Annotated in this window: 18 protein-coding genes and 1 other annotated feature; of the genes, 6 read left to right on the forward strand and 12 right to left on the reverse strand. The window is 33.3% G+C overall.

Annotation, left to right across the window (positions count from 1 at the left end; translation table 11 throughout):
* Positions 1 to 11: 11 nt before the first annotated feature.
* The 5 genes from arcD to glnA all read right to left on the reverse strand — a co-directional run bounded on the left by arcD (position 12) and on the right by glnA (position 5,978).
* Entirely contained in the window at positions 12 to 1,424 is a 1,413-nt protein-coding gene (gene arcD, locus CS873_RS06450; RefSeq protein WP_099975051.1) for an arginine-ornithine antiporter, read from the reverse strand.
* 68 nt (positions 1,425 to 1,492) lie between these two features.
* Positions 1,493 to 2,530 carry an ornithine carbamoyltransferase gene (argF, locus tag CS873_RS06455; protein ID WP_099975052.1) on the reverse strand — a complete coding sequence of 346 codons (1,038 nt, stop codon included), beginning with the start codon at positions 2,528 to 2,530 and terminating at the stop codon, positions 1,493 to 1,495.
* A gap of 21 nt (positions 2,531 to 2,551) precedes the next feature.
* Complete coding sequence (gene arcA, locus CS873_RS06460; RefSeq protein WP_099975053.1) at positions 2,552 to 3,787, reverse strand: arginine deiminase; 1,236 nt, start codon at positions 3,785 to 3,787, stop codon at positions 2,552 to 2,554.
* A gap of 268 nt (positions 3,788 to 4,055) precedes the next feature.
* Entirely contained in the window at positions 4,056 to 4,544 is a 489-nt protein-coding gene (locus tag CS873_RS06465) for a hypothetical protein (RefSeq protein WP_099975054.1), read from the reverse strand.
* 105 nt (positions 4,545 to 4,649) lie between these two features.
* Positions 4,650 to 5,978, reverse strand: a complete 1,329-nt coding sequence (gene glnA, locus CS873_RS06470) for a type I glutamate--ammonia ligase (RefSeq protein ID WP_099975055.1) — start codon at positions 5,976 to 5,978, stop codon at positions 4,650 to 4,652.
* 229 nt (positions 5,979 to 6,207) lie between these two features.
* Here glnA and CS873_RS06475 point away from each other — a divergent pair, with 229 nt between their 5' ends.
* A complete protein-coding gene (locus tag CS873_RS06475; protein ID WP_099975056.1) occupies positions 6,208 to 7,185 on the forward strand; it encodes a GMP reductase in 978 nt (325 codons plus the stop codon).
* A 177-nt stretch (positions 7,186 to 7,362) separates the two neighbouring features.
* Here CS873_RS06475 and CS873_RS06480 read toward each other — a convergent pair whose 3' ends face one another.
* Both CS873_RS06480 and CS873_RS06485 read right to left on the reverse strand, forming a co-directional pair.
* Positions 7,363 to 8,313 (reverse strand): glycosyltransferase family 2 protein, encoded by a 951-nt coding sequence (locus tag CS873_RS06480; protein ID WP_099975057.1) that lies wholly within the window; start codon positions 8,311 to 8,313, stop codon positions 7,363 to 7,365.
* Between the two features lie 27 nt (positions 8,314 to 8,340).
* Positions 8,341 to 10,500 (reverse strand): glycosyltransferase family 39 protein, encoded by a 2,160-nt coding sequence (locus tag CS873_RS06485; protein WP_425435952.1) that lies wholly within the window; start codon positions 10,498 to 10,500, stop codon positions 8,341 to 8,343.
* A gap of 244 nt (positions 10,501 to 10,744) precedes the next feature.
* On the opposite strand from CS873_RS06485, the gene CS873_RS06490 reads away from it, so the two are divergent.
* The gene (locus CS873_RS06490) at positions 10,745 to 11,422 is read left to right on the forward strand and encodes a response regulator transcription factor (RefSeq protein ID WP_169922462.1); all 678 of its coding nucleotides are present in this window, start codon (positions 10,745 to 10,747) and stop codon (positions 11,420 to 11,422) included.
* Positions 11,415 to 12,767, forward strand: coding sequence for a sensor histidine kinase (locus tag CS873_RS06495; RefSeq protein WP_099975059.1), 1,353 nt, complete (start codon positions 11,415 to 11,417; stop codon positions 12,765 to 12,767). Before CS873_RS06490 ends, CS873_RS06495 begins: the two co-directional genes overlap by 8 nt.
* A gap of 7 nt (positions 12,768 to 12,774) precedes the next feature.
* On the opposite strand, the gene mscL is transcribed toward CS873_RS06495, so the two are convergent.
* On the reverse strand, positions 12,775 to 13,152 hold the full coding sequence (gene mscL / locus CS873_RS06500; protein ID WP_099975060.1) for a large-conductance mechanosensitive channel protein MscL: 378 nt from the start codon (positions 13,150 to 13,152) through the stop codon (positions 12,775 to 12,777).
* 99 nt (positions 13,153 to 13,251) lie between these two features.
* On the opposite strand from mscL, the gene CS873_RS06505 reads away from it, so the two are divergent.
* On the forward strand, positions 13,252 to 14,097 hold the full coding sequence (locus CS873_RS06505) for an NAD(P)H-hydrate dehydratase (RefSeq protein ID WP_099975061.1): 846 nt from the start codon (positions 13,252 to 13,254) through the stop codon (positions 14,095 to 14,097).
* Between the two features lie 12 nt (positions 14,098 to 14,109).
* Positions 14,110 to 14,958 carry an alpha/beta hydrolase gene (locus tag CS873_RS06510; RefSeq protein WP_099975062.1) on the forward strand — a complete coding sequence of 283 codons (849 nt, stop codon included), beginning with the start codon at positions 14,110 to 14,112 and terminating at the stop codon, positions 14,956 to 14,958.
* Positions 14,959 to 14,991: 33 nt separating this feature from the next.
* Here the strand turns inward: CS873_RS06510 and CS873_RS06515 are convergent, their stop codons facing one another.
* From CS873_RS06515 to CS873_RS06525, 3 genes are all read right to left on the reverse strand, one after another.
* Positions 14,992 to 16,641, reverse strand: coding sequence for a putative polysaccharide biosynthesis protein (locus CS873_RS06515; RefSeq protein WP_099975353.1), 1,650 nt, complete (start codon positions 16,639 to 16,641; stop codon positions 14,992 to 14,994).
* 118 nt (positions 16,642 to 16,759) lie between these two features.
* A complete protein-coding gene (leuS, locus tag CS873_RS06520; protein ID WP_099975063.1) occupies positions 16,760 to 19,174 on the reverse strand; it encodes a leucine--tRNA ligase in 2,415 nt (804 codons plus the stop codon).
* Between the two features lie 50 nt (positions 19,175 to 19,224).
* Positions 19,225 to 19,436 (reverse strand) — a binding site (T-box leader).
* Complete coding sequence (locus CS873_RS06525; protein ID WP_099975064.1) at positions 19,436 to 20,839, reverse strand: glucosaminidase domain-containing protein; 1,404 nt, start codon at positions 20,837 to 20,839, stop codon at positions 19,436 to 19,438. It overlaps the preceding feature by 1 nt.
* Before the next feature lie 81 nt (positions 20,840 to 20,920).
* On the opposite strand from CS873_RS06525, the gene CS873_RS06530 reads away from it, so the two are divergent.
* Complete coding sequence (locus tag CS873_RS06530) at positions 20,921 to 21,568, forward strand: phosphatase PAP2 family protein (RefSeq protein ID WP_099975065.1); 648 nt, start codon at positions 20,921 to 20,923, stop codon at positions 21,566 to 21,568.
* Here CS873_RS06530 and CS873_RS06535 read toward each other — a convergent pair.
* On the reverse strand, positions 21,509 to 22,993 hold the full coding sequence (locus CS873_RS06535; protein WP_099975066.1) for an MDR family MFS transporter: 1,485 nt from the start codon (positions 22,991 to 22,993) through the stop codon (positions 21,509 to 21,511). The genes CS873_RS06530 and CS873_RS06535 overlap by 60 nt on opposite strands.
* Between the last annotated feature and the right edge of the window lie 44 nt (positions 22,994 to 23,037).

A 23,037-nucleotide genomic window follows, 5' to 3' on the forward strand; every position in this document is an offset into this window, starting at 1 on the left:
ATCACTTGCCTCTAAATTTTAATCATTCCTGTAGCAACCATAACAATAGAAGCTATAGCAAGAACAACAATTATTATTGAAAATATAATTTCATTATTTGTTAATTTACCGCCATCAATATTATTTTCTTTTTTAGCTTTGTAGTAGAAATAAATTCCTGGTAGATAACCTATACAGCAAAGTAATAAGTAATGTAAACCAGCTAAACTGATAGCTCCAACTTGGAATACTAATGCAAAAATACCAATCCAAAGTTGACCCATATCTGTATTTTTGTATGAAAACTTAATTTGATATAAGGCAACAAAGATATAACAAACAACAATTGCAGCAGTACATAGTGATAGGGCAAATTCATATGCTTGTTCTGAAAATAGAAGTATTAGCAAGAATATTTGAATCAATCCTGCTGTTAAAAATAGTGAATATGTTGGTGAACCATTTTTATTTTTCTCACCAAATTTTTTAGGTAATAATTTTTCTTCAGCCATCAACATCGTTGTATCAGCTGGCAACATGGTCCATGATAACCAAGCACCAAGGATAGCAATAATAAGTCCGATACTGATGAATGCTCCACCCCATGTTCCAACCATATCTTGGAAAATGTAAAGCATTGCAGGTTGATTAATTTTAGCTAAAGCACTTTGTGACATATATCCATAAGGAAGAATTGAAGCCAAGATATATATTACTAATAGACAAATTATTCCAATAATTGTAGCTTTTCCGGCATCTTTTTTATCTTTGGCACGAGATGAAAGCATACTTGCTCCCTCAACACCAACAAAGACCCACATCATAATCATTAAACAAGATCTAAACTGAATCCAAATGCTGTCTCCTCCAGCAATATTTCCGGCTGCATTTGTCCAGAAATGAGCAGTAAATATTCCACCTTTGAAAACAAAAATTCCGACAACTATGAATGTAAATAATGGTATCAATTTACAAACAGTAATAATTGTATTAACCGCAGCAGCTGATTCAACTCCTCGATTAACAATAATCGTTAATATCCATGAAACCGCACTGGCAACCAACACTGATGCTATATTTTGACCACTCTTAAATACTGGGAAGAAGTATCCCACAGAACTCATCAAAACAGTTGCAAATGCAACGTTACCAAGCCAAGCGCTTAACCAATATCCCCAACCACTGACAAATCCTGCAAAGTTACCATAACCTTCTTTAGCATAAGCATGAATACCTTCTGCATCTGGATTTTTTAAAAGTAAGTTATTTAGAGATAGAGCTAGCATCAAAATACCAAATCCAACTACTAACCAAGCTATTAACGTAGGACCCGGTGCGGACCCAGTAGCTAAAGAACTAGTTAGTGTAAAAACACCTGAACCGATAGAACTAGTAACAACCGCCGCTGTCAAAGCTCCAAGGGATAGTCCTTTCTTTTCTTCCATGTGTATATTCCCCTTAATTAATAAAATAAAAAGAGCCACCCATTTAAAAGTAGCTCTTCGGTAAAAAATTATGCCTTAGGAATGAACAAGTTACCTAGAGTAGCTGCCATAATGGCCTTAATTGAGTGCATTCTGTTTTCAGCTTCTTCAAATTGACGAGCGTATTTACTTCTAAATACTTCATCTGAAACTTCCATTTCTGTAAGTCCATATTCGTCTTTGATATTCTTACCATAAGTTGTAGTTGCATCATGGAAAGCTGGTAGACAGTGCATGAAGATAATCTGATCGTCTGGCATTTGTGCTTTTTCAATCATATCCATTGTTACTTTGTAATCTTTTAGAAGTTCAATTCTTTCAGCCCATTGATCTTCTTCACCCATTGATACCCATACGTCTGTATAGATAACATTTGTGCCTTTAACACCTTCTTCGATGTTATCAGTAATCAAGAATTTGCTTCCTGACTTATCTGCGTAACCTTGAGCTGTTTTGACAACTGAATCATCTGGGAATAATTCTTTAGGTGCAACGATATGGATATTTACACCAAGCATTGAACCAGTAACTAGAAGACTGTTAGCCATGTTGTTACGTCCATCACCAACAAATGTTAATGTCTTGCCTTTCAATGTTCCAAATGCTTCTTTCATAGTCATGAAGTCAGCAATCATTTGTGTTGGATGCCATTCATCAGTTAGACCATTCCAAACTGGAACGCCTGAATACTTGGCTAGATCTTCTACGACTTCTTGACTAAATCCTCTAAATTCAATTCCGTCAAACATGCTTCCAAGAACTTTGGCTGTATCTTCAACAGATTCTTTTTTACCTAGTTGAATATCATTAGCACCTAAGAATTCAGGATGTGCTCCCAAATCGATTGAAGCTGTTGTAAATGCTGAACGAGTTCTTGTAGATGTCTTTTCGAATAGAAGAGCAATATTTTTACCTTCAAGATAGTGATGAGGAATACCCTTTTTCTTAAGAGCTTTTAGATGAATTGAGAAATCAATTAGATATTCTAATTCCTCTGGTGTGAAATATTTTTCTGCTAAAAGACTGCGTCCTTGAAATACTGAGTTTTCTTTACCTTGAAAGTCCATAGTTATTCTCCAAATTTTATTTTATTTTTTTAGATCTTGTCGTACTAGTGGCATACTCATACAACGTGGGCCCCCACGACCTCTTGATAATTCACTTGAAATTGTCTCCAGAACTTTAATTCCATGTTGTCTTAATAGTTCATTTGAAACATAATTTCTGTCATATGTTAAAACAGTTCCCGGTGCAATAGCCAATGTATTTGATCCATCATTCCATTGTTCACGAGGTGCAATAATTGGATCACCATTTCCTGTAGGGATTAAATCTAGATCATCTAGATTTAATGCTTTTTTCAATACATCTTTTAGATCATTGTTATGTTCAATTGAAATTGATCCATCTTTTGTTGGATGTAATGTCCATGTATCAATATTTCCACCAGCACCTAGAATTCCTGGATGTACTGTAAATTGATCATAATTAATCATTGTGAAAACAGTATCCAAGTGCATCATTGCATGGTTATGTGGAATTGAAATAGCAATAACAGTATCAAAACCACTATTTTCTGTAAATAGATTCTGTGCAATTTGTTGAATTGCTTCAGCACTTGTTCTTTGTGATACCCCAATTGCTAATACGTGATCACTAAGTACCAACTCATCTCCACCTTCAATACGGTGATTATGGTTACGACTTCTCCATACGTTCAAGCCTTTGTTAGCAAAACGTGGATGATTTTCAATGATTGTTTCCATAAACATTGATTCTCTTTGACGTGCAGCATATGTCATGTGATTAATACTCAATCCTTCACCAATTGAAGCAGCAGGGTCTCTTGTGAAGTATAAGTTTGGCATTGGATCCATGAAGAATGGATAATTGCTATCTTCAGCAAAACTTACTAAATCAGTTGGTTTGTGATCAACTTCTTCTTTTCGAACGCCGGCCATGATTTTATTGACCATATCTTGAGTGTTCATGCTTAAGAAATATTCTTTTAAAGCATCATGACTTCCACCCTTTGGGAAACCTGATTCTTTCAACATTTTTTCAAGAAATGCCTCTTTAACATTACCAGCATCAATAGCTTCAGCAGAAAGTTGCTCGAGATATAATACTTCCGTTCCATTGTCGCGCAATATTTGTGCAAAATGATCATGCTCTTTTTGAGCAATTGGAAGGTATGGTATGTCATCAAACAATAGTCTTGGCATAGTATCTGGTGTAAGGTTTTCTACTTCCTCAGCAGGACGCTTCAACATTACAACATCTAACTTTCCAATTTCTGATGTTACATGAATTGGTTTGGTCATTATAATTCACTCCTTAATTCGATTTGTATTTCCAAGACTTAGATTAACGCTCCATCATTATGTTTGCAAGCGTTTTCACATATTTTGTAATCTAGTTTCATAAAATTAGCATATTTTAATTTAGTGAAACTCCTTCAAATTACGCAAATTCATTGAAAAATTAAAAGAAAACTAATTTAATTTTTTATGGAAAGATTGTGAATTTATTTACATCTTTCTGAAAGTTACTAATTTTTTTCTAAAAAAAGACTATCCCTTAGGGATAGTCTTATTTAGCATTCTTCTTTACATAATTTTTAACATCTTTGTGGCTACCATCATAAAGTTTCCACTTCTTGCCATCTACAGTCTTAATTGTTGTTTTACCAACTTTTGTAAATGTCCAATCATTGAAATCTGGTTCTGCAATAACACTCATACCATCAATTTTGAACTTCTTCTTGTTTTTTGAATCCATAACAAGTTTTGGTTTCATAAAGTATGTGATTTTCTTTTGTGAGCCATCTTTATTTACACGGTAGTATCTAACATCTTTTTTATCTTTACCTGTAAAGAAAGTGATGTATTGGTCTTTGTTATCTGAACTAACACCAACATAATCATGACCTTCAATCTCAGATTTTGTGATTTTATCAGCTGAGTGAGTTTCTTCAGTCTTTTCTGCATTTTTTGAACTTGAATTAGAACAAGCTGTAAGTCCTGTAGCAGCTCCACCCAAAGCTAATATGGCTAATAGTGTAACAATAATTTTTTTCATGAGGTACACTCCTATTTATTATTGAATATCAACACTTTTCATTTTAGGTTATTCATTTACTAAAAGCAATAAATATACAAATAAAAAAAGACCCTAAGGTCTTTATTAGTAAAGTGGCATATAAGTTTGTTGCTCCCAAACTGAAACTGTTTGCTTATATCTTGCCCATTCGTCATCTTTTGCAACAAGGAAGTTCCTTGTTAAAAATTCACCCAATGATTGTTGAACATATTTGTCTTCGCGCAATGCTTTCAGTGCATTATGAAGAGTAGATGGTAGTTCACGAATTCCTAGCTCTGCTCTTCTTTCTTCAGTCATATCGTAAATGTTTTCTTGGATTTCATCTGAAACTTGATATTTATTTTCAATACCATCAAGACCTGCGTCTAAAATAGCACCAATTGATAAATATGGATTTGTTGAAGGATCAACACTTCTCATTTCAACACGTTTTGATTTACCTTTAGCTGCTGGTACACGAACTAATGGTGATCTATTTTTTCCTGACCATGCAATGTATGTTGGTGCTTCAAATCCTGGTACTAAACGTTTATAAGAATTAACAGTTGGATTATTAATAGCAGTTAATGCTCGAGCATGTTTTAGCAAACCACTCAAGAAATACTTAGCTGTTTCTGAAAGTTTGTCATTACCGTCATTGAAAACATTTTCTGATCCTTTGAACAATGACATATTGATGTGCATTCCAGATCCATTGATTCCTTGCAATGGTTTTGGCATAAATGTTGCATATAGACCGTGTTTTCTAGCAATAGTTTTTACAACTAATTTGAATGTTTGGATATTGTCCGCTGCTTTAAGTGCATCATCATATCTGAAATCAACTTCTTGTTGACCAGGTGCAACTTCATGGTGACTCGCTTCAACTTCAAATCCCATTTTTTCAAGTTCTAGAACTATATCACGACGGCAGTTTTCTCCCATATCAACCGGTGAAAAATCAAAATATCCACCATCATCATGAAGATCTAAAGTTGGTTGGCCTTTTTCATCCGTCTTAAATAAGAAAAATTCTGGTTCTGGTCCAATATTAAAATTAGTGAAACCTTGAGATTTCATTTTTTCTACAATACGTTTTAGGTTTAAACGTGGATCACCCAAAAATGGTTCTCCATCTGTAGTATAAATATCACAAATTAATCTTGCTACTCTTCCATGTTCAGTTCCCCATGGGAAGATTAGCCAAGTTGATAAATCAGGATAAAGTAGCATGTCACTTTCTTCAATTCTTGTAAATCCTTCAATTGATGAACCATCAAAAGTGATCTTGTTAGCCAAAACCTTATCAAGTTGAGATACAGGAACTTCAACGTTTTTGATAATACCGTTAATATCTGTAAACATTAAACAAATAAACTCTACTTGTTCTTCTTCAACTGCCCTTTTTATATCTTCTGCTGAAAAATTAGTCACTGTGAATTCTCCTTTGTATATACCAATTATTAATATTAGCAACAAAAACCATTGGATTGGGTGTTTGTTAATAATGTATCGATAATACCAATTGTTTTACTAAGTGTCAAATATAATCCTTAAATCTTATCTTTGTATTTGACTTATCATTTTAAACAAGTTAACCTAAAAGACGTACTTTATTTATTAAATTAATATAATTATTCGGTTTATTTCAAAGGAGAGCACGATGGACGTTTTTGATTACGATGATATCCAATTAGTTCCGAACAAATGTATTGTAAATAGTAGATCTGAGTGTGACACCACTGTTAAGTTAGGAAATCACACATTCAAAATTCCTGTAGTCCCTGCTAATATGCAAACTATTATCAATGAAGAACTTGCTGTTAAGTTAGCTTCAGATGGATATTTTTATATTATGCATCGATTTGACGAGCAAAGTAGAGCTGATTTTATAGAAATGATGAATGACAATAATTTAATTTCTTCTATTAGTTTGGGAATTAAAGAAGATGAGTTCGATTTTATCAGATCTTTATCCGATCAAAATATAGTTCCTGATTACATAACTATTGATGTTGCACATGGTCATAGTGACAATGTAATTGAAATGATCAAACACGTTAAAAAGTATCTACCAAATAGTTTCGTTATTGCGGGTAACGTTGGTACTCCAGCAGCGGTGAGAGACTTAGAAAATGCTGGAGCAGACGCAACAAAGGTCGGTATTGGACCTGGCAAAGCTTGCGTAACAAAATTGAAGACTGGTTTTGGTACTGGCGGTTGGCAACTTGCAGCAGTGAGACTATGTGCTAAGGCTGCAACAAAACCTATAATTGCTGATGGTGGTATTAGAAATAATGGAGACATCGCCAAATCTGTCCGTTTTGGAGCCTCATTTGTGATGGTAGGATCCCTATTTGCTGGACATGTAGAATCACCAGGCAAAGAAATTGAAAAAGATAATAAAAAATACAAAGAATACTTTGGATCAGCTTCAGAATTTCAAAAAGGTGAACATAAAAACGTTGAAGGCAAGAAAATGCTGGTACCTGCTAAAGGATCAATATTTGATACCCTTCAAGAAATGAAAGAAGACCTACAATCTTCAATCTCATATTCCGGCGGAAATGAATTAAATAGTCTTACTAAAGTTGACTATGTTATAGTTAAAAATTCCATTTACAACGGGGATTTACATTAATTTTTTGCACAAAAAAAAGCAGACGACTGGGTGTTCGTCTGCTTCAATAATGAATGGGATAGTTCATATTCAATTTGATAACCATAAATCCAATTGCACTACTAAAACAATTGAATCACTTCATATCAAATCTAACATTACTGTAACATATTGCATCAAATTTAAAAAGGACATTTTTTAATTATTTTTTAATTTGTATACTTTTTCATTTTGCTGAAATCCTTTTAAATCTCTAACAATATATCTTGGTCTTTTGTTTACTTGATTTAAAATTCTTCCCATGTAATCTCCAACTATACCAAGGGTTACAAGCATTAGACTTATGCTTAATAATATTACGATAATTCCAAATGATTCTGCACTATATGAACTTGTGGCAATAATCGTAATTAAATAAATTATTGATCCTACAAATGGTATAGCTGCAAATATATTTGCAAATAGTAATGGTTTGATTGAGAAGGACTTAATACCATCTGTTGCTAATTTTAGCATTTTAGAGAGCGGATATTTAGTTTCTCCAGCATTTCTCTCATGTCTATGATAGACAACACTTGTTTGCTTGAATCCAACCCAAGTTACTTGTCCTCTGACAAAGGGGTCATATTCTTTTAGTTGTTGTAATTGATAGACAACTTTTTTATCCATCAATCTAAAGTCACCAGTATCTAAAGGCATATCGATCGAAGAAAGTTTTCTGAATGTTCGATAAAACATAGATGCGGTGGCTTTTTTGAATACTGATTCACCATCACGTTGTGCACGTTTACCGTATACTACATCATATCCTTCCTTCCATTTTTTTACCATACTTGTTATGACTTCAGGAGGATCTTGAAGATCTGCATCCATTACTACAACGGCATCACCAGATATATAATCCAGTCCAGCTGTGATAGCATTTTGATGTCCAAAGTTTCTCGAAAATTCTACTAATTTAATATTCTCATAATAGTCAGCTGCGTGACTGAGAATTTCAACTGAATGGTCTTTTGAACCATCATCTACGAATATCAATTCGAAATTTTCTTCTTGTTGTTCAGTAAAGTTTAATAAAGTGTCAATTGTGTCTTGAATACCTTCTTCTTCATTGAAGACAGGTAAGACAATTGAAATTAATGGTTTCATATGAGTTACATCCCTTTCTTTTTAGTTCTATTTATAAATTGATGATAGGTCATAAAGTGTTCCACTTTGTCCACCCATTCCACCAGGCATTCCGCCTTGAGTTGATGAGTTTTTGCTTGATGTAGAACTACTTAATTTAACAGTCTTGGCATTTTTCTTAATCCAAGATACGATTTCAGAATTAGCACTTCCGGCTTTACCGCCAGAATAGTAATATTTAATTTTTCCATCTTTAACAAGTTGCTTGAATTCTTTTAATGTTATTGCTGGATCAGTACCATTAAATCCACCCATGGCCATAACAGCTTTACCTGTTTTGACGATATATGGTGCAGCAGTACTTGAATCATCAGTAGCAAATAGATATTCTGCACTACCTTGATGTTTTGTAACATAGTTCAATAGAGCTGTATCAACTTGTGATCCCATACCACCAGCATTTGTTCCCATTCCTCCGCCTTGACTGCTTAATAAATCAGGTCCTGCAGTAGGAATTTGGGCACTTTCACCAGAAATTGTTGGTGTTAATGACCAGAAAGCTGGGAATAGCATAATCAATATCACTCCGGTTGTTGCGACTGATTTTGTTGTTAAACTACCTTTCTTAATCCAAGGTAGAATATACATAATCAATGAAATAATAATTCCTACAACTAGGAAGACAATTGATAATGTTGAATAATAATCATTTACGTACCATGCTTGTAATGAAACAGTACTCAAAATTGCTGTTGGGAATAATAGAGACTTCCAATTCTTTTGTTTCCATTGTTTAAACATTGTATAAATCCCAATACCTGACAATGTAGCAATGGCTGGGGCAAGCATTATTGTGTAATAAGGATGGAAGAATCCAGCTACAGAGAAGAACCCTGCAACAGGTACTAACCATGCTGCCCAAAGTATTAATTCATTACGTTTAATATTAAGTTTGTACCATTTATCTTTAGATCCACGATAATAAACAAAACTTGAAATTAATCCTAAAATTGAAACAATCAATAGCCAACTAATTTGTGGTCCAAGTTCCTTTTGGAATAATCTTAATGGACCTACATTACCAGTGTTGAATGCTCCACCACCAGCGCCACCTTTTCCATTTTTACCTGGACCACCTTGGCCCATTTCCATACCTTTTGGAGGTGTGCCTCCTTGCTGATTCCCATTTGGAGGTGTTCCACCGCCATTACCATTAGGTGGTGTGCCTCCATTTCCACCTGGAGGATTACCACCTTGTTGATTACCTGTTGGTGCTCCACCTTGTGCATTATTTGATGATTTTGAAGTAGAACTAGATTCGTTTGATTTCTTTGATGAGGATCCCATACCTGGGAACGCTCCACCTGTACCAGTAGTTTGACCTAACAAACGTTGTGTTCCATTATATCCAAAGGCTAATTCTAAAGCTGAGTTGGTTTCGGAACCACCTTCATATGGTCGACTGTTTGAATTAGTTAAATCAACCGATAATGGCCACGCTAATGTGAACACTGCCAAGAATATGGTACCAATAGCTAAATGACCTATTCTCTTTTTCCATGATGTGTTTGCTGCCAATAAATAGTATAAGTATAAAGCAGGTAAAATCATAAATGCTTGTAACATTTTTATATTAAATGAAATACCCATTAAAGACATACCTATCCAAAGATATCTCTGTTGATTTTTAATTACTGCTTTTTGAATAAAGAATACAGATAATAGTAAGAAAAATACTAAAGTAGCATCCATATTATTTGTTCGAGAATCTGCTACAGCAATTGGTGTAAGTGTCATAACCAATGCTGAAAGTCTTGCTGCTACCTTGTTGAATCTTTTACCAACTACGTTGTAAATCAAATATACTGATCCAATTCCGAAGAGGATTGAAGGTAATACAACACTCCAACCATGAACTCCAAAAAGTTTGGCACTGATAGCCATGAACCAAAGCGCAACTGGTGGCTTATCAACAGTTATATAACCTGCCGGATCAAAACTAGCATACCAGAAATTTTTAAAGCTTTGAGTCATACTGACAATAGCTGAAGTGTAGAAACTATTTGCTTCGCCAGCCTCCCAGATATTCCAAGCATATAAAAAGGCTGCTAAAATCAGAATACCTATGAGCCAATAGTCATAACGATGATTCTTAATTTTATTAAAGAAGGAATTTTTCTTCTTACTTGAATTCATTGATTCATCCATATATTATCTCCTATATGTTATTTAAATTGCGATATTCACTAAGAAACAAATGATTGAATATATTATTAAAGAATATAGAATGACTCTCATCGGCAATATCTTATCTTTCATTTCATAGCTTCCTTTCCTATCGATGTAGTTCATCTTAATTTAGGTAACTTAAATTTAACTTAAACAAAAATATTTTATTTTAAAAAATGCCTTATAATAAAAATTATCAGGGTTTAAAACTAAGGAGTAGTTGATGAAAGACATAAGAATATTACTAGTCGAAGACGATGAAAGACTAGCAGAAAATGTAGTTGATTTTCTAAATGAATACCACGTTGAAGTAGCAAATGACGGTCTTGATGGTAAATTTGCTGCTATGGATAATATCAATGATTTAATTATTTTAGATGTTATGCTTCCTAATATTAATGGATTCGATATCTTAAAAAGTATTCGTGAAGAAAACATCAAAACTCCTGTTTTGATGTTAACCGCAAAATCAGAACTAGATGACAAAATTCACGGATTTGATTTAGGTGCTGATGACTATCTTACAAAACCTTTCCACAGAGAAGAATTATTAGTAAGAGTTAAAGCTCTTCTAAAAAGATCAGGTTCTCTAACAGATGACTCAACATTGCAATCTAATAATATTTCTGTTAACTTAAATACCCATATCGTTACTGTTGATGATCAAGAGATTGAACTTAATGGTAAAGAATACGATCTACTTGTTTATCTAATGCAAAACAAAAACACTATTCTCACAAAAGATCAGATTTTCGAACGTATTTGGGGATTCGACTCAGACACTTCTCTAACTGTTGTTGAAGTTTATATGAGTAATTTGCGTAAAAAAATAAGAAATTCAGATAATGATAATCAAGTAAGAACAATCAGAAATGTAGGTTATATCTTCCAAGATGAGTAAAAATATCAAAACCACACAAGCTAAAATGATGCAGAAACAGCGGTACAGACTTTTCATAACAACTATGGGAGCCTTTGCCGTTCTTTTTATATCATTAGGATTACTAACATTTCGACTATTTGAAAATAATTTGTATAATCAAATAGATAGAGATATTAGTCATCAAGTCGATCACATAAAAAATGGACCTGGGAAAAATAGTGATAATCATGAAAATGAGAAAGTTATGGGACCCGAATCACGTGAATTAAAAGATAATGATGCTAATAAAGCGGACCAAGACATTCCTAATGCCCCTTTCCAGTCTTCTATAATTGTTTTTTCTGATAAAGGAAAAATTGAAAATCAAGATAATTTAGGAAATAGATATCAATCACTTAAGTCCGTAAAACTTAACAAGGACGATTTGAATAAAACCTTAACTAAAAAATACAGTAACTTTTACTTTAGAACCAAGTTGATTAAGGTAAGTAAAGGCAATACAAATCCTGCCTACGCCGGAAAATATGTTCTAGTTATACAAAATATTGACGGTCAAATACAGTCTATTGATAGTTTTAGAAATATATTGATAATCATGTTTGCTGTTTTCTGGTTTATTTCTTTGATACTTGCCTTCTTCTTAACTAGATACAGTATGTCTCCAATCATAAAATCTTGGAGACAACAAAGTATATTTGTTAATGATGCTGCCCACGAATTAAGAACACCATTAACAATTATTCAAGGAAGACTTGAGTACATGCTAACTAATCCCAACAGTACAATTATTGATGAGGCAGAATCTATTTCTACTTCACTAGATGAAGTTAATCGATTAAATTCTTTAACAACAAATCTTCTTTCATTAGCCAGATCTGATAATGCAACTGATGTCTACAATTTTGAAGATACTGAACCAGAATTGTTCTTACGTGATCCTATCCTCCCATTCAAGGAAATTTGTAGTTCTCAATCCAAAGTATTTAAAGCAGATATTGATCACAATGTCACATTACATGTTGATCGAAATAAGATTAAGCAACTTCTTATCATCATGTTAGATAATGCTACGAAGTACACTTCAAAAAATGGCACTATTAATATCTATGACCGTGTTGTTAATAACAAATATCAATTTATTATTTCTGATACAGGTCAAGGAATTTCAGAAGAAGATAAAAAGAATGTTTTCGATAGATTTTATCGATCTGACAAATCTCGTAACAAACATACCGGTGGTGCAGGTTTAGGGCTATCGATTGCTATGCAGATTGTTAGAGCTCATAAAGGTAAGATATTCATCGAAGATAATTTACCTCAAGGAACAAAATTTATAATTGAATTGCCAATAAAAAAAGACTAGCTATTAGCTAGTCTTTTTTGTTTTTTAAACTTAAAGATATATCTTTTAAATATTCAACCATCTCATCTTCTTTAGAAGGTTCTGCTACTTCTTCTTTCTTCTTTGAAGCCTTGTTTATTAGTTTTACCATTAAGAAAACTACAAAAGCTACAATTAAGAAGTTGACGATAGATTCAATAAAACTACCATATTTGAAAGCTGCACTACCAACACTAAACTGTAAACTTGATAGATTAACTTTACCCAAAAATAAACCAATAAGTGGATTTATCAAATTATTTACAAGTGACTGTACGATAGCCGTAAATGCAGCACCTAAAATAACAGCAACTGCTAAATCTACTACATTTCCTCGATTTATAAAATCCCTAAATTCTTTTATCATAATAACCTCTCCTTTTCATTTCTTATATTCATTTTAAAGTGTTCACATTTAAAATTACAAAGTATATGATTTATTTAATAAGAAATTGAGGTATCTATTATGGAATTAATAAATAAAGACAACATAAAAAATGTGATAAGAATGAGGGATGACAACTCACACAAAGGTACCTATGGTAGAACTCTTATAGTAGCAGGTTCTGATAAATACAGCGGTGCAGCAGTTTTGGCAACAACAGCTGCCATCTATAGTGGATCTGGTTTAGTCACAATTGCCTCTAATCCGAAAACTATGTCCGCTATCAACCATTCGGTTCCTGAAGCAATGACAATTGACTATAGTGATACCCAACAATTACTATCACTACTTCCAAATTTAAATGTGATTACTATAGGACCTGGTCTAGATTTAAATATCGATGGTACAAATATTATAATTGAATCAATAATTAAAAATCTTAATCCTCAACAAACTTTAATCATTGATGCTTCAGCTTTAGATTATATATCTCAAAATACAAACCTACTCAAAGAAATAAAATCCAATGTCATTCTTACTCCACACCAGATGGAATGGCAGAGACTTTCTAAAATTAAAATTGATCAACAAAATGAAACGACCAACATTAAAAAATTAGACGAACTATCACCTAATGCTGTTTTAGTTTTGAAAAAACATCATTCTGAAATTTATTATAAAGGTCACACAAGTTATATAAATATTGGGAATCCCGGAATGGCTACTGGTGGTACAGGAGATACATTAGCAGGAATGATTGCAGGTTTTGTAGCACAGTTTGGATTCTCAAAAAAAACTGTTGAAGCTGCTCTTTTCACTCACAGTTATATTGCTGACAAAATATATCAAAATAATTATGTTGTTTTACCAACAAATTTGATTAGTAAAATACCTGAAACTATGAAAGAATTAAGCCAAAATAATTAAAGGAGATTGAATATGAAAAAAGAAATCGATATTGATGTAACTTCAAATGGAATGTGGCTAGATGCTGATATAACTTATGCCCATGTTCCTGGTTGGCTAGGTAATTCAACTAGAGATTTAAAATTATCTATAATCAGACCATTCCCTACAGAAGATAAAAAATATCCCGTTATTGTGTGGTTTGCTGGTGGCGGTTGGATGGATGTCGACTATAATATCCATCTTGCTAATTTAGTAGAATTTGCTAAAAAAGGTTTCATTATAGCAAGTGTTGAATATCGTGATAGTAATAAGATTAATTTCCCAGGACAATTAACAGACGCTAAAGCAGCAATTAGATTTTTAAGAAAAAATGCTGAAGATTTCCAAATTGATACCAATAAATTCATTGCAATGGGTGAATCTGCTGGTGGTCATATGGCTAGTATGCTAGGTGTTACAAATGGTGTTGAAAAGTTTGATATAGGTGACAACCTAGAATTTTCTAGTGATGTACAATTATCTATCCCTTGGTATGGGGTTGTTGATCCTCTGACTGCTAAACAAGGTAGTGTTACCGATGATTTTGATTTTGTTTATCGAAATCTACTTGGTAAAGAACCTGAAGAATCCCCTACTCTAGATGATCAAGCTAATCCTTTAACATATATCAATAAAAATACAGTTCCTTTTCTTATTTTACACGGTGAAGACGATGTAGTTGTTCCTGTAAAAGATGGTATTGCTCTTTATGACAAACTTCAAAGTAACCAAATAGAATCAGATTTGTACATTCTAAAAAATACTGGTCACATGGATATTAAATTCTGGCAAGAGGACATTAGAGATATCGTCGTTGACTTTATAAATAAAAATATATAAAAAACAAGCTAAGATACTTTTCAGTATCTTAGCTTATTTTATTCTTAAAATTCTTCTTAATCTGTTAGCACGAGAACCAATAATTCTATCCGCTAATTTAGTTTTCAAAACTAAATATGCATATATGAATGCTCCGATAGCAGCTTCAAATAATAGAATCAAAAGACTAAATACTCGATCGCTATTACCAACAAATCTAAATAATATCCAGTTTATGGCGATGACAACAATAAACATTATAAATGAGAAAATTGTCATCCCAATAAATCTACGACTAAATCGATCTATATCAAATGGATATGCAATATAGATTCTTCTCATCATTAACCAACAAATAATTGCCATACCAATGAATGTAGCTACCAGTGGTCCGTATTCTCTGAATAACCAAATGGCAGGTATTTGTACAATCATCTTTATAACTAGTCCAATTAACATATATCTAATTGCTAATCTATTGCGATAAAGTGCTTGAAGGATTGCTGAAAGAACTGTGAACAATCCTAAAAGAATAGATACTATTGCCGAAAATTGCAACATCCCTACTCCCAAAGAATCATAGCGGTAGAAAACTGTCCATAGTGGTTGAGTCACTGCGTACATTCCAAGCGAGGCAGGAATCATTACAAAGAAAAATAATTCTAAAGTACTTGCTACCTGCTCTTTTATTTTAGAGCTATTACCTTTAGCATAAAGACCCGAAATAATTGGAATTGCAGTTACAGCCATAGCAGTTGATAACGAAATAATAATCATTATTAACTTATTAGCCTGGAAACCAAATAATGAATAGTAATTGTCTAATTGACTCTTAGATATATTCATGAACATCTGCATATATTGATTAAATGTAGACTGATCATATAAATAAAATAAGGTAATTCCTGAGTCTAGTACAATAAAAGGTAGCGCCTGCCCAAAAATTTCTCGGGTAAAATTGTTATCTAAATTTTCTGCAGGTTTACCCTCTCTTGAAAGCTTGCGCAACATTGGCATTTTTCTAAAAATGGCATAAACCAATACTCCGATAGCTGCCAATGCACCAATAAACGCTGCAAACGTTGATTGCGTGACAGCATCCACATAATTACCATGGTTAACTTGCATAATTATATACGTAGCTAATAACATATACGCCACACGGGCAATTTGTTCAACAAGTTGTGATATTGCACTAGGTGCCATATCTGAATATCCTTGTAAATATCCACGTAAGATACTTAGGATTGGAATAATCAAAACGGCGATTGCCAATGAATGTATAACTGGAATACTGTTAGGGTCACCACCCACAAACAGAACAGAGATAATACCTGCTCCGAAATACATGAATCCACCGAAAACTAGTCCCATTATTCCCATGATTCTCAAACCTTGTCGGAATAATTTGTTACCAGTAGAATATTCATCTAAGGCATTATATCTAGAAATCTGCTTAGAAATTGCTCCAGGAATTCCTGCTGTAGAAACTATCAGGAATAAACTATAAATATTATATCCTTTTGCAAAAAGTGCATTAGCTGCTGGATACATAGCACCCATCCAAGCCATCCAAGGAATAATATAGACTGCACCCAAGATTCTTGAAAAGATACTACCTGCGGTCATCCAAGCAGAACCTCTAAGCATATTAGTTTGTGTTGAAGTTTCTGAATCAAGCTTTGGAATTACTTCTTCATTCATACCTTCATTATTTGAATCCAAGACATCACCGCCTTAATCGATTAAGGAAAATTATATCAAATTAATCAACTCAAAAGTTTTTAAAATTATAAAAAGTGTCGATAAAACGACACTTTTTTTATTTAACAACAATATTTACAATTTTATTAGGTATCACAATTACTTTAACTACATTCTTGTCTTCAATGAATCTTTTGATTTTTTCATCATTCAATGCAAGATCTTCTACATCAGATTTGTCCATATCAATTGAAACTTCAACTTTGTTTCTCAACTTACCATTAACTTGAAGAATCAATTCCACAGTATCTGATACCAACTTGCTTTCATCGACGACTGGCCATGCTTCATATGTCAGTGTTTCATCGTGACCTAATTTACTCCATATTTCTTCCATCATATGAGGAGCAATTGGAGCAAGCAACTTAGCAAAACCTTCAGCCTGTTCAATTGAAATATTATCTTGTTTATTAGTTTCGTTAACGAAAACCATCATTTGAGAAATAGCCGTATTGTAGTGCATTTGTTCATAGTCTTCGGTAACTTTTTTGATTGTTTCATTATAGATCTTATCTAATTTAGGATTTGCTGAATCAGTAATAAAATCTGATTTTAATGTAGATTCATCGTCATCATTTATATACAATCTCCAAACACGATCAAGGAATTTGTGTGCACCAGATAATCCATCTTCTGACCATGAAATAGATGCGTCCAAAGGACCCATGAACATTTCATATAATCTAAGTGTGTCTGCACCGTATGATTCGACTACATCATCAGGGTTAACGACATTGCCTTTTGATTTAGACATTTTTTCATGATTATCACCTAAGATCATACCTTGGTTATATAATTTTTGGAATGGTTCTTTAGTTGGAACAACTCCTAAATCATATAAAACTTTATGCCAAAATCTTGCATATAGAAGATGTAGCACCGCATGTTCAGCTCCACCAATATAAATATCAACTGGTAGCCATTCCTTTAATAGGTCATAATCAGCTATTTTTTCGCTATTATTTGGATCGATATATCTTAGATAGTACCAAGAACTACCTGCCCATTGTGGCATTGTATTTGTCTCACGGCGACCTTTACGACCGTTCTTGTCAACTACATTCAACCAATCTGTAGCGTTGGCTAGTGGGCTCTCACCTGTACCTGAAGGCTTAATATTCTTTTCAACTGGTAATACAAGTGGTAGTTCATCCTCAGGAACTAAAGTTGTTTCACCATCTTCCCAGTGAATAACAGGGATTGGTTCACCCCAGTATCTTTGACGAGAGAATAGCCAATCTCTAAGACGATAGTTAACTTTCTTCTCTCCGATACCTTTTTCTTCAATATAGTCGATTAATTTTGCTTTAGCATCTTCAATATTTAAACCATCAACTATATCAGAATTAATATGCTTTCCATCATTTGTACCAGGAGCTTCTAAAATATCACCTTCAATTACTTGATAGAAGGGTAAATCAAACTTCTTAGCAAACGCATAATCACGTTCATCGTGTGCTGGGACAGCCATAACTGCTCCTGTACCGTAAGTTGCTAAAACATAGTCGGAAATCCAGATAGGAACTTCTTTTCCAGTAACAGGATTTACTGCATATGCCCCAGTGAATGATCCAGTTTTTTCATCATTTAAATCAGTGCGATCAAGGTCAGATTTTTTGGCTGCTTCTTCTTTATATTCCTTCACAGCACTCTTATATTCATCTGTAGTGATTTGGTCAACAAGCTCATGCTCTGGTGCTAAAACGACATAAGAAACGCCATAGATAGTATCTATACGAGTAGTGAATACATCGATTTTTTTATCATTATTAGCAACAGGAAATGATAGTTGCACTCCAATTGAGCGACCAATCCAATTACGTTGCATTTCTTTAATATGTTCAGGCCAATCAATCAAATCTAAATCATCTAATAAACGATCAGCGTAGGCAGTAATTTTAAGCATCCATTGACGCATAGGTTTTCTAATAACAGGATAACCACCACGCTCTGTCTTACCATCAATTACTTCTTCATTGGCAACAACTGTACCTAAATCTGGAGACCAGTTAACTGGCACTTCTGCTTCATAAGCCAGACCTTTTTTGTACATTTGTTCAAATATCCATTGAGTCCACTTATAGTATTTCGGGTCAGTAGTGTTTACTTCACGATCCCAGTCATATGAGAAACCTAATGAATTAATTTGACGTTTAAAGTTATTAATATTCTTTTGTGTAAACTCTGCAGGATCATTTCCTGTATCGATAGCATATTGCTCTGCAGGCAATCCAAATGCATCAAATCCCATTGGGTGAAGAACATTATAGCCCTGCATTCTTTTCATACGAGAAATAATATCAGTAGCTGTGTATCCTTCAGGGTGACCTACGTGTAGTCCCTGACCTGATGGATATGGAAACATATCTAAAGCATAAAATTTTTCCTTGTCTGACTTAGACTCAGTTTTAAAGGTTTTATTTTCTGCCCAATATCTTTGCCATTTTTTTTCAACTTTATTGTGATTGTACATTCCTTTTCCTCCATAAAAAAAGTCCTATGATTATGTATATATAAACATAAACATAGGACGAATATTCGCGTTACCACCTAAATTCCGCACAAATGTGCGACACTCAATAATCTGTTAACGAAGATTAATCGTAAAAACTTACTATTAATTTCAGTTTTCAATTCAAGTGGACTAGTTCAACTGAACAACAATACGTGTTTACATCAACCACACGCTTTCTATAAATGTTATCTCAGTCTAATACTTCCGTTGAGATACATTTTATACTAATAACTTTTGTCCGACAACTAAAATTTCAGAAGTAATGTTATTTTTTTGCTTCAAATCTGCAACTGAAACCCCAACTCTATTTGATATAGTTGCCCAAGAATCCCCTTCTTCAACAACTGTATACTTAGGTTGATCTAATGTACTGGATACAACTGATTTTAAATCATTTGCTGTATCAGCTTTATTAAGAGCTTCATTTTTTGAATCAGCCGCTGATTGAGTTAATGCAGAATCATCTGAATTTGTGATTTCAGTACTTGTCATTCCTTCTTGGCTACCTTGTGTCCAAACATCTTCAGCATTTTGATCCAAGTAATTACTACTATTGTTTGATGATGATGCTGAAGAATCTATTGTATTTTGAACATTGATTACAGCATTTTTAGAGTTATGTGACTTACTGTAAATAACTACACCATTTGTTTCATCTTGAACAATAACTGGTGCTTGTTGAGTACCATAGGCATCAGTTGTGTCTTCATCAGAAGTACTATTTTGAACATTAAGAACACTCATGTCTTTAATATCGTTATTTGATGAATCATTAATTTTATCAACTAGTAAAGTTTTACCAGGGAATACATAATTCTCTGTCTTAAGTTCGTTAAGTGAAACAAGATCATCTTTAGACATATCGAATGCTGTTGCGATACTATCCAATGTATCACCTTCTTGAACAACATATTCTTGAGTATTGCTTGTATCATCAGCTTCATCAAATCTAGTTAAATCATATTTTTCAATCATTGCATTTAACTTAGTTGCATATGTTGTATCAGTTGCATACTTACCTGTTAAAAAGGCAGTTGCTTCTTCATAAGAATCTGTATTACTCTTCCAAGTACCTGCATAAAATTGTGGGTTACCTGAAATTCCACCACGAATCAATGATACGTAATCTTCTAGTGATTCTTTGTATGAAGGGTACTTCTTGAAGTTAGAGTTAATTCCATAAAGCTTACCAGAACCATCATCTTCTTGAGTTGCCATATTTACAGCATCTCCTTGATAAGTTCCCTTAATACCAAATAAATTGTAGTTAGGTGCACTAGCTAAACCACTAGTACCCCAGCCACTTTCTATCATAGCTTGAGCTATCATGACAGATGCATAGATATCATTATTTTGAGCTAACTTACGTGCAGAGTTACCAATATAATCAATGAATTGAGTATCTCCAGAACCCTTAGAGTTAGCTACTGCAGTTGTATTGTTACTTGCTGCATGAACTGTTACTGAAGTTGTGCTTGTAGTTTGAGCTACAGCTCCACCAAAAAACAATCCAGCTCCAATCAAGCTAATATTCTTCTTTAGAGTTGCACTTTTTCTTTTTTTATTATTAAATTTGTAGAGTCTATTTTCTTCTTTTATTCTTTCAATTCTGCTAATTGTCATCTGGTAATTTCCATCCTTAACATACAATGCTATGCATAATTATAAATCTTAAACAAATCTTAATCAATAGAGAGACAAATCATGAAAAACAAAACTTTAGCAATAATTGATGTTGTTCTAAACATCATTTTAATTGACTGGATATACAACGTAGTAAACAATTCTAGTTTCATAAGAAACTTTGATAATTCAATAATAAATTATCTATATGATCCTTCACAAGGAATCGTTCAATTCTGCCAAGTAATAACACACTTAGGTGATGAATTAACAGTTACAATACTTGTGACTATCACTGTGATAGTATTATTTATACTAAAGCGTTATTATTCTGCGCTTTTTATAGCACTGAATGAAATCGTAGCAACAGGTATCAATTCAATTCTAAAACATATTTTCACTAGAGCTAGACCAGTTCACCATCATTTTGTCGATGCAAGCGGATTTAGTTTCCCTAGTGGTCATTCTGTTGGAATGATGACATTCATGCTATCAATCATTATTCTTACGCTTTATATCAGTAAAAAAATATCTACTAAAATAATTGTTTCAATAATCTGTACAATAGTTATCATATTGATTGGTTTAAGTAGAATTATTCTTGGTGTACACTACCCAAGCGATGTATTTGGAGGGTATTTACTAGGTTTAGTAACAGTATGTACTTCTCTATTGATCTTTAGATCCAAGGATAGTTCTATTTTTAAACTCGAAGGCATTCAAGATTAAAGCCAAGATTAATAATACAATGGATGCTACATAAATATTATGCAATCCTTGAAAAATAATTTCTCTCATTTTGGGTAAAAGGTTTGCTGGCAAAGAACTGGCGGTTGATGGATCAATTAAACGATTCATCATATCGACAGTTATTTTTTTATTTCCAGCTGCACCATTAATTAAACTCTTGTTCAAAATGATTCCATAGACGGATATCATAATGGTTTGTCCAATTGTTCTCAATAATGTATTTAAACTCGTAGCTAGTCCTATATTTTCTGGAGGAACAACAGATTGTACAGTCACAGTTGTTGTTGTCACTGTTAGACCAAAACCTACCCCAGCAAAAGCTGCTATCAAGCAGAAATAGTAGAATGATGAACTTATCTGAGCAACAATTAAACCGATATTTGCAATAAATAAGAAAATTAAACTAATATATATAACTCTATTGGGAGCCATTTTATTCAACAACATTCCAGCTAGAAATGAAGCAAAAATCCACATAACTGAACTAGGAGTTACAGCGAATCCTCCCATTGATGGTGACATACCTTTTACTGCCTGCATCCATGTAGGAATGTAAGCTTCAAATCCAATTAAAAATCCGCAAACTAACATAGCAATTAAGTTTTGGATTACAAAGGTCTTATTTTTGAACAGTTTTAATGGAATAACAGGATCATCTACTTTTTTCTCAACCCTGACAAATATAAATGAAGATATAATAGAAACCAATACTAGAATTGCTGCCAGAATATAATTCTCATTTTCTAAAATCTGCAAAGCAATCATGAACGGTAACAATATTAAAATAATTAACGATGTACCTGCATAATCAATTTTAACTTTTCTTGTCAGTTTCTTATCTTCTTTGAAAAAGAACATAAGCATCAAAATAGTAATCAATCCTACTGGTAAATTAATTAAAAATACCCAGTGCCAGCTTAACTGTTGAACTATAAAACCACCTAAAAGTGGAGCAATTATAGCAGCAATTCCCCAAGCAGATCCATTTAGACCCATGACACGAGCACGTTTTTCAATTGGGTAAATATCAGCAATAATAGTAAACGTTAGCGGCTGAATTGCTCCAGATCCCAGACCTTGAATTGCTCTCGCAACTATCAAGAATGTCATTGAATTAGAAAAACTGCACAAGGTAGAACCGATGATAAATAGTACCAAACCAAACATAATTACTGGTTTTCGTCCAATTATATCGGCTAATTTTCCATATATTGGTGTTGCAACAGCAGTCATTAACAAATAAATGGAGAAGACCCAATTCATTAAATTAACTCCATGTAAACTACCGATAATGGTTGGCATCGCGGTTGAAACAATAGTTCCTTCTATTGCTGTCATAAATGTAGCTATAAAAATAGCTATTGTAACCATTGCTAAATTAGATTTTTGATGATTGTTTTCCATATTTCCCCCATAAAAAAAGCGCCTTTAAAGTTTTACCTTTAAAG

Origin of the sequence: Companilactobacillus metriopterae, from assembly GCF_002762335.1 — a bacterium.
Classification (GTDB): domain Bacteria; phylum Bacillota; class Bacilli; order Lactobacillales; family Lactobacillaceae; genus Companilactobacillus; species Companilactobacillus metriopterae.

Coding starts and splice junctions, on each gene's coding strand:
- mscL (WP_099975060.1), bottom strand. CDS start 13,152: ATGATAAAAGAATTTAGGGATTTTATAAATCGAGGAAATGTAGTAGAT.
- CS873_RS06490 (WP_169922462.1), top strand. CDS start 10,745: ATGAAAGACATAAGAATATTACTAGTCGAAGACGATGAAAGACTAGCA.
- leuS (WP_099975063.1), bottom strand. CDS start 19,174: ATGTACAATCACAATAAAGTTGAAAAAAAATGGCAAAGATATTGGGCA.
- CS873_RS06515 (WP_099975353.1), bottom strand. CDS start 16,641: ATGAATGAAGAAGTAATTCCAAAGCTTGATTCAGAAACTTCAACACAA.
- CS873_RS06510 (WP_099975062.1), top strand. CDS start 14,110: ATGAAAAAAGAAATCGATATTGATGTAACTTCAAATGGAATGTGGCTA.
- CS873_RS06480 (WP_099975057.1), bottom strand. CDS start 8,313: ATGAAACCATTAATTTCAATTGTCTTACCTGTCTTCAATGAAGAAGAA.
- argF (WP_099975052.1), bottom strand. CDS start 2,530: ATGGACTTTCAAGGTAAAGAAAACTCAGTATTTCAAGGACGCAGTCTT.
- CS873_RS06535 (WP_099975066.1), bottom strand. CDS start 22,993: ATGGAAAACAATCATCAAAAATCTAATTTAGCAATGGTTACAATAGCT.
- CS873_RS06525 (WP_099975064.1), bottom strand. CDS start 20,839: ATGACAATTAGCAGAATTGAAAGAATAAAAGAAGAAAATAGACTCTAC.
- CS873_RS06485 (WP_425435952.1), bottom strand. CDS start 10,500: ATGGATGAATCAATGAATTCAAGTAAGAAGAAAAATTCCTTCTTTAAT.
- arcD (WP_099975051.1), bottom strand. CDS start 1,424: ATGGAAGAAAAGAAAGGACTATCCCTTGGAGCTTTGACAGCGGCGGTT.
- arcA (WP_099975053.1), bottom strand. CDS start 3,787: ATGACCAAACCAATTCATGTAACATCAGAAATTGGAAAGTTAGATGTT.
- CS873_RS06475 (WP_099975056.1), top strand. CDS start 6,208: ATGGACGTTTTTGATTACGATGATATCCAATTAGTTCCGAACAAATGT.
- CS873_RS06465 (WP_099975054.1), bottom strand. CDS start 4,544: ATGAAAAAAATTATTGTTACACTATTAGCCATATTAGCTTTGGGTGGA.
- CS873_RS06505 (WP_099975061.1), top strand. CDS start 13,252: ATGGAATTAATAAATAAAGACAACATAAAAAATGTGATAAGAATGAGG.
- CS873_RS06530 (WP_099975065.1), top strand. CDS start 20,921: ATGAAAAACAAAACTTTAGCAATAATTGATGTTGTTCTAAACATCATT.
- CS873_RS06495 (WP_099975059.1), top strand. CDS start 11,415: ATGAGTAAAAATATCAAAACCACACAAGCTAAAATGATGCAGAAACAG.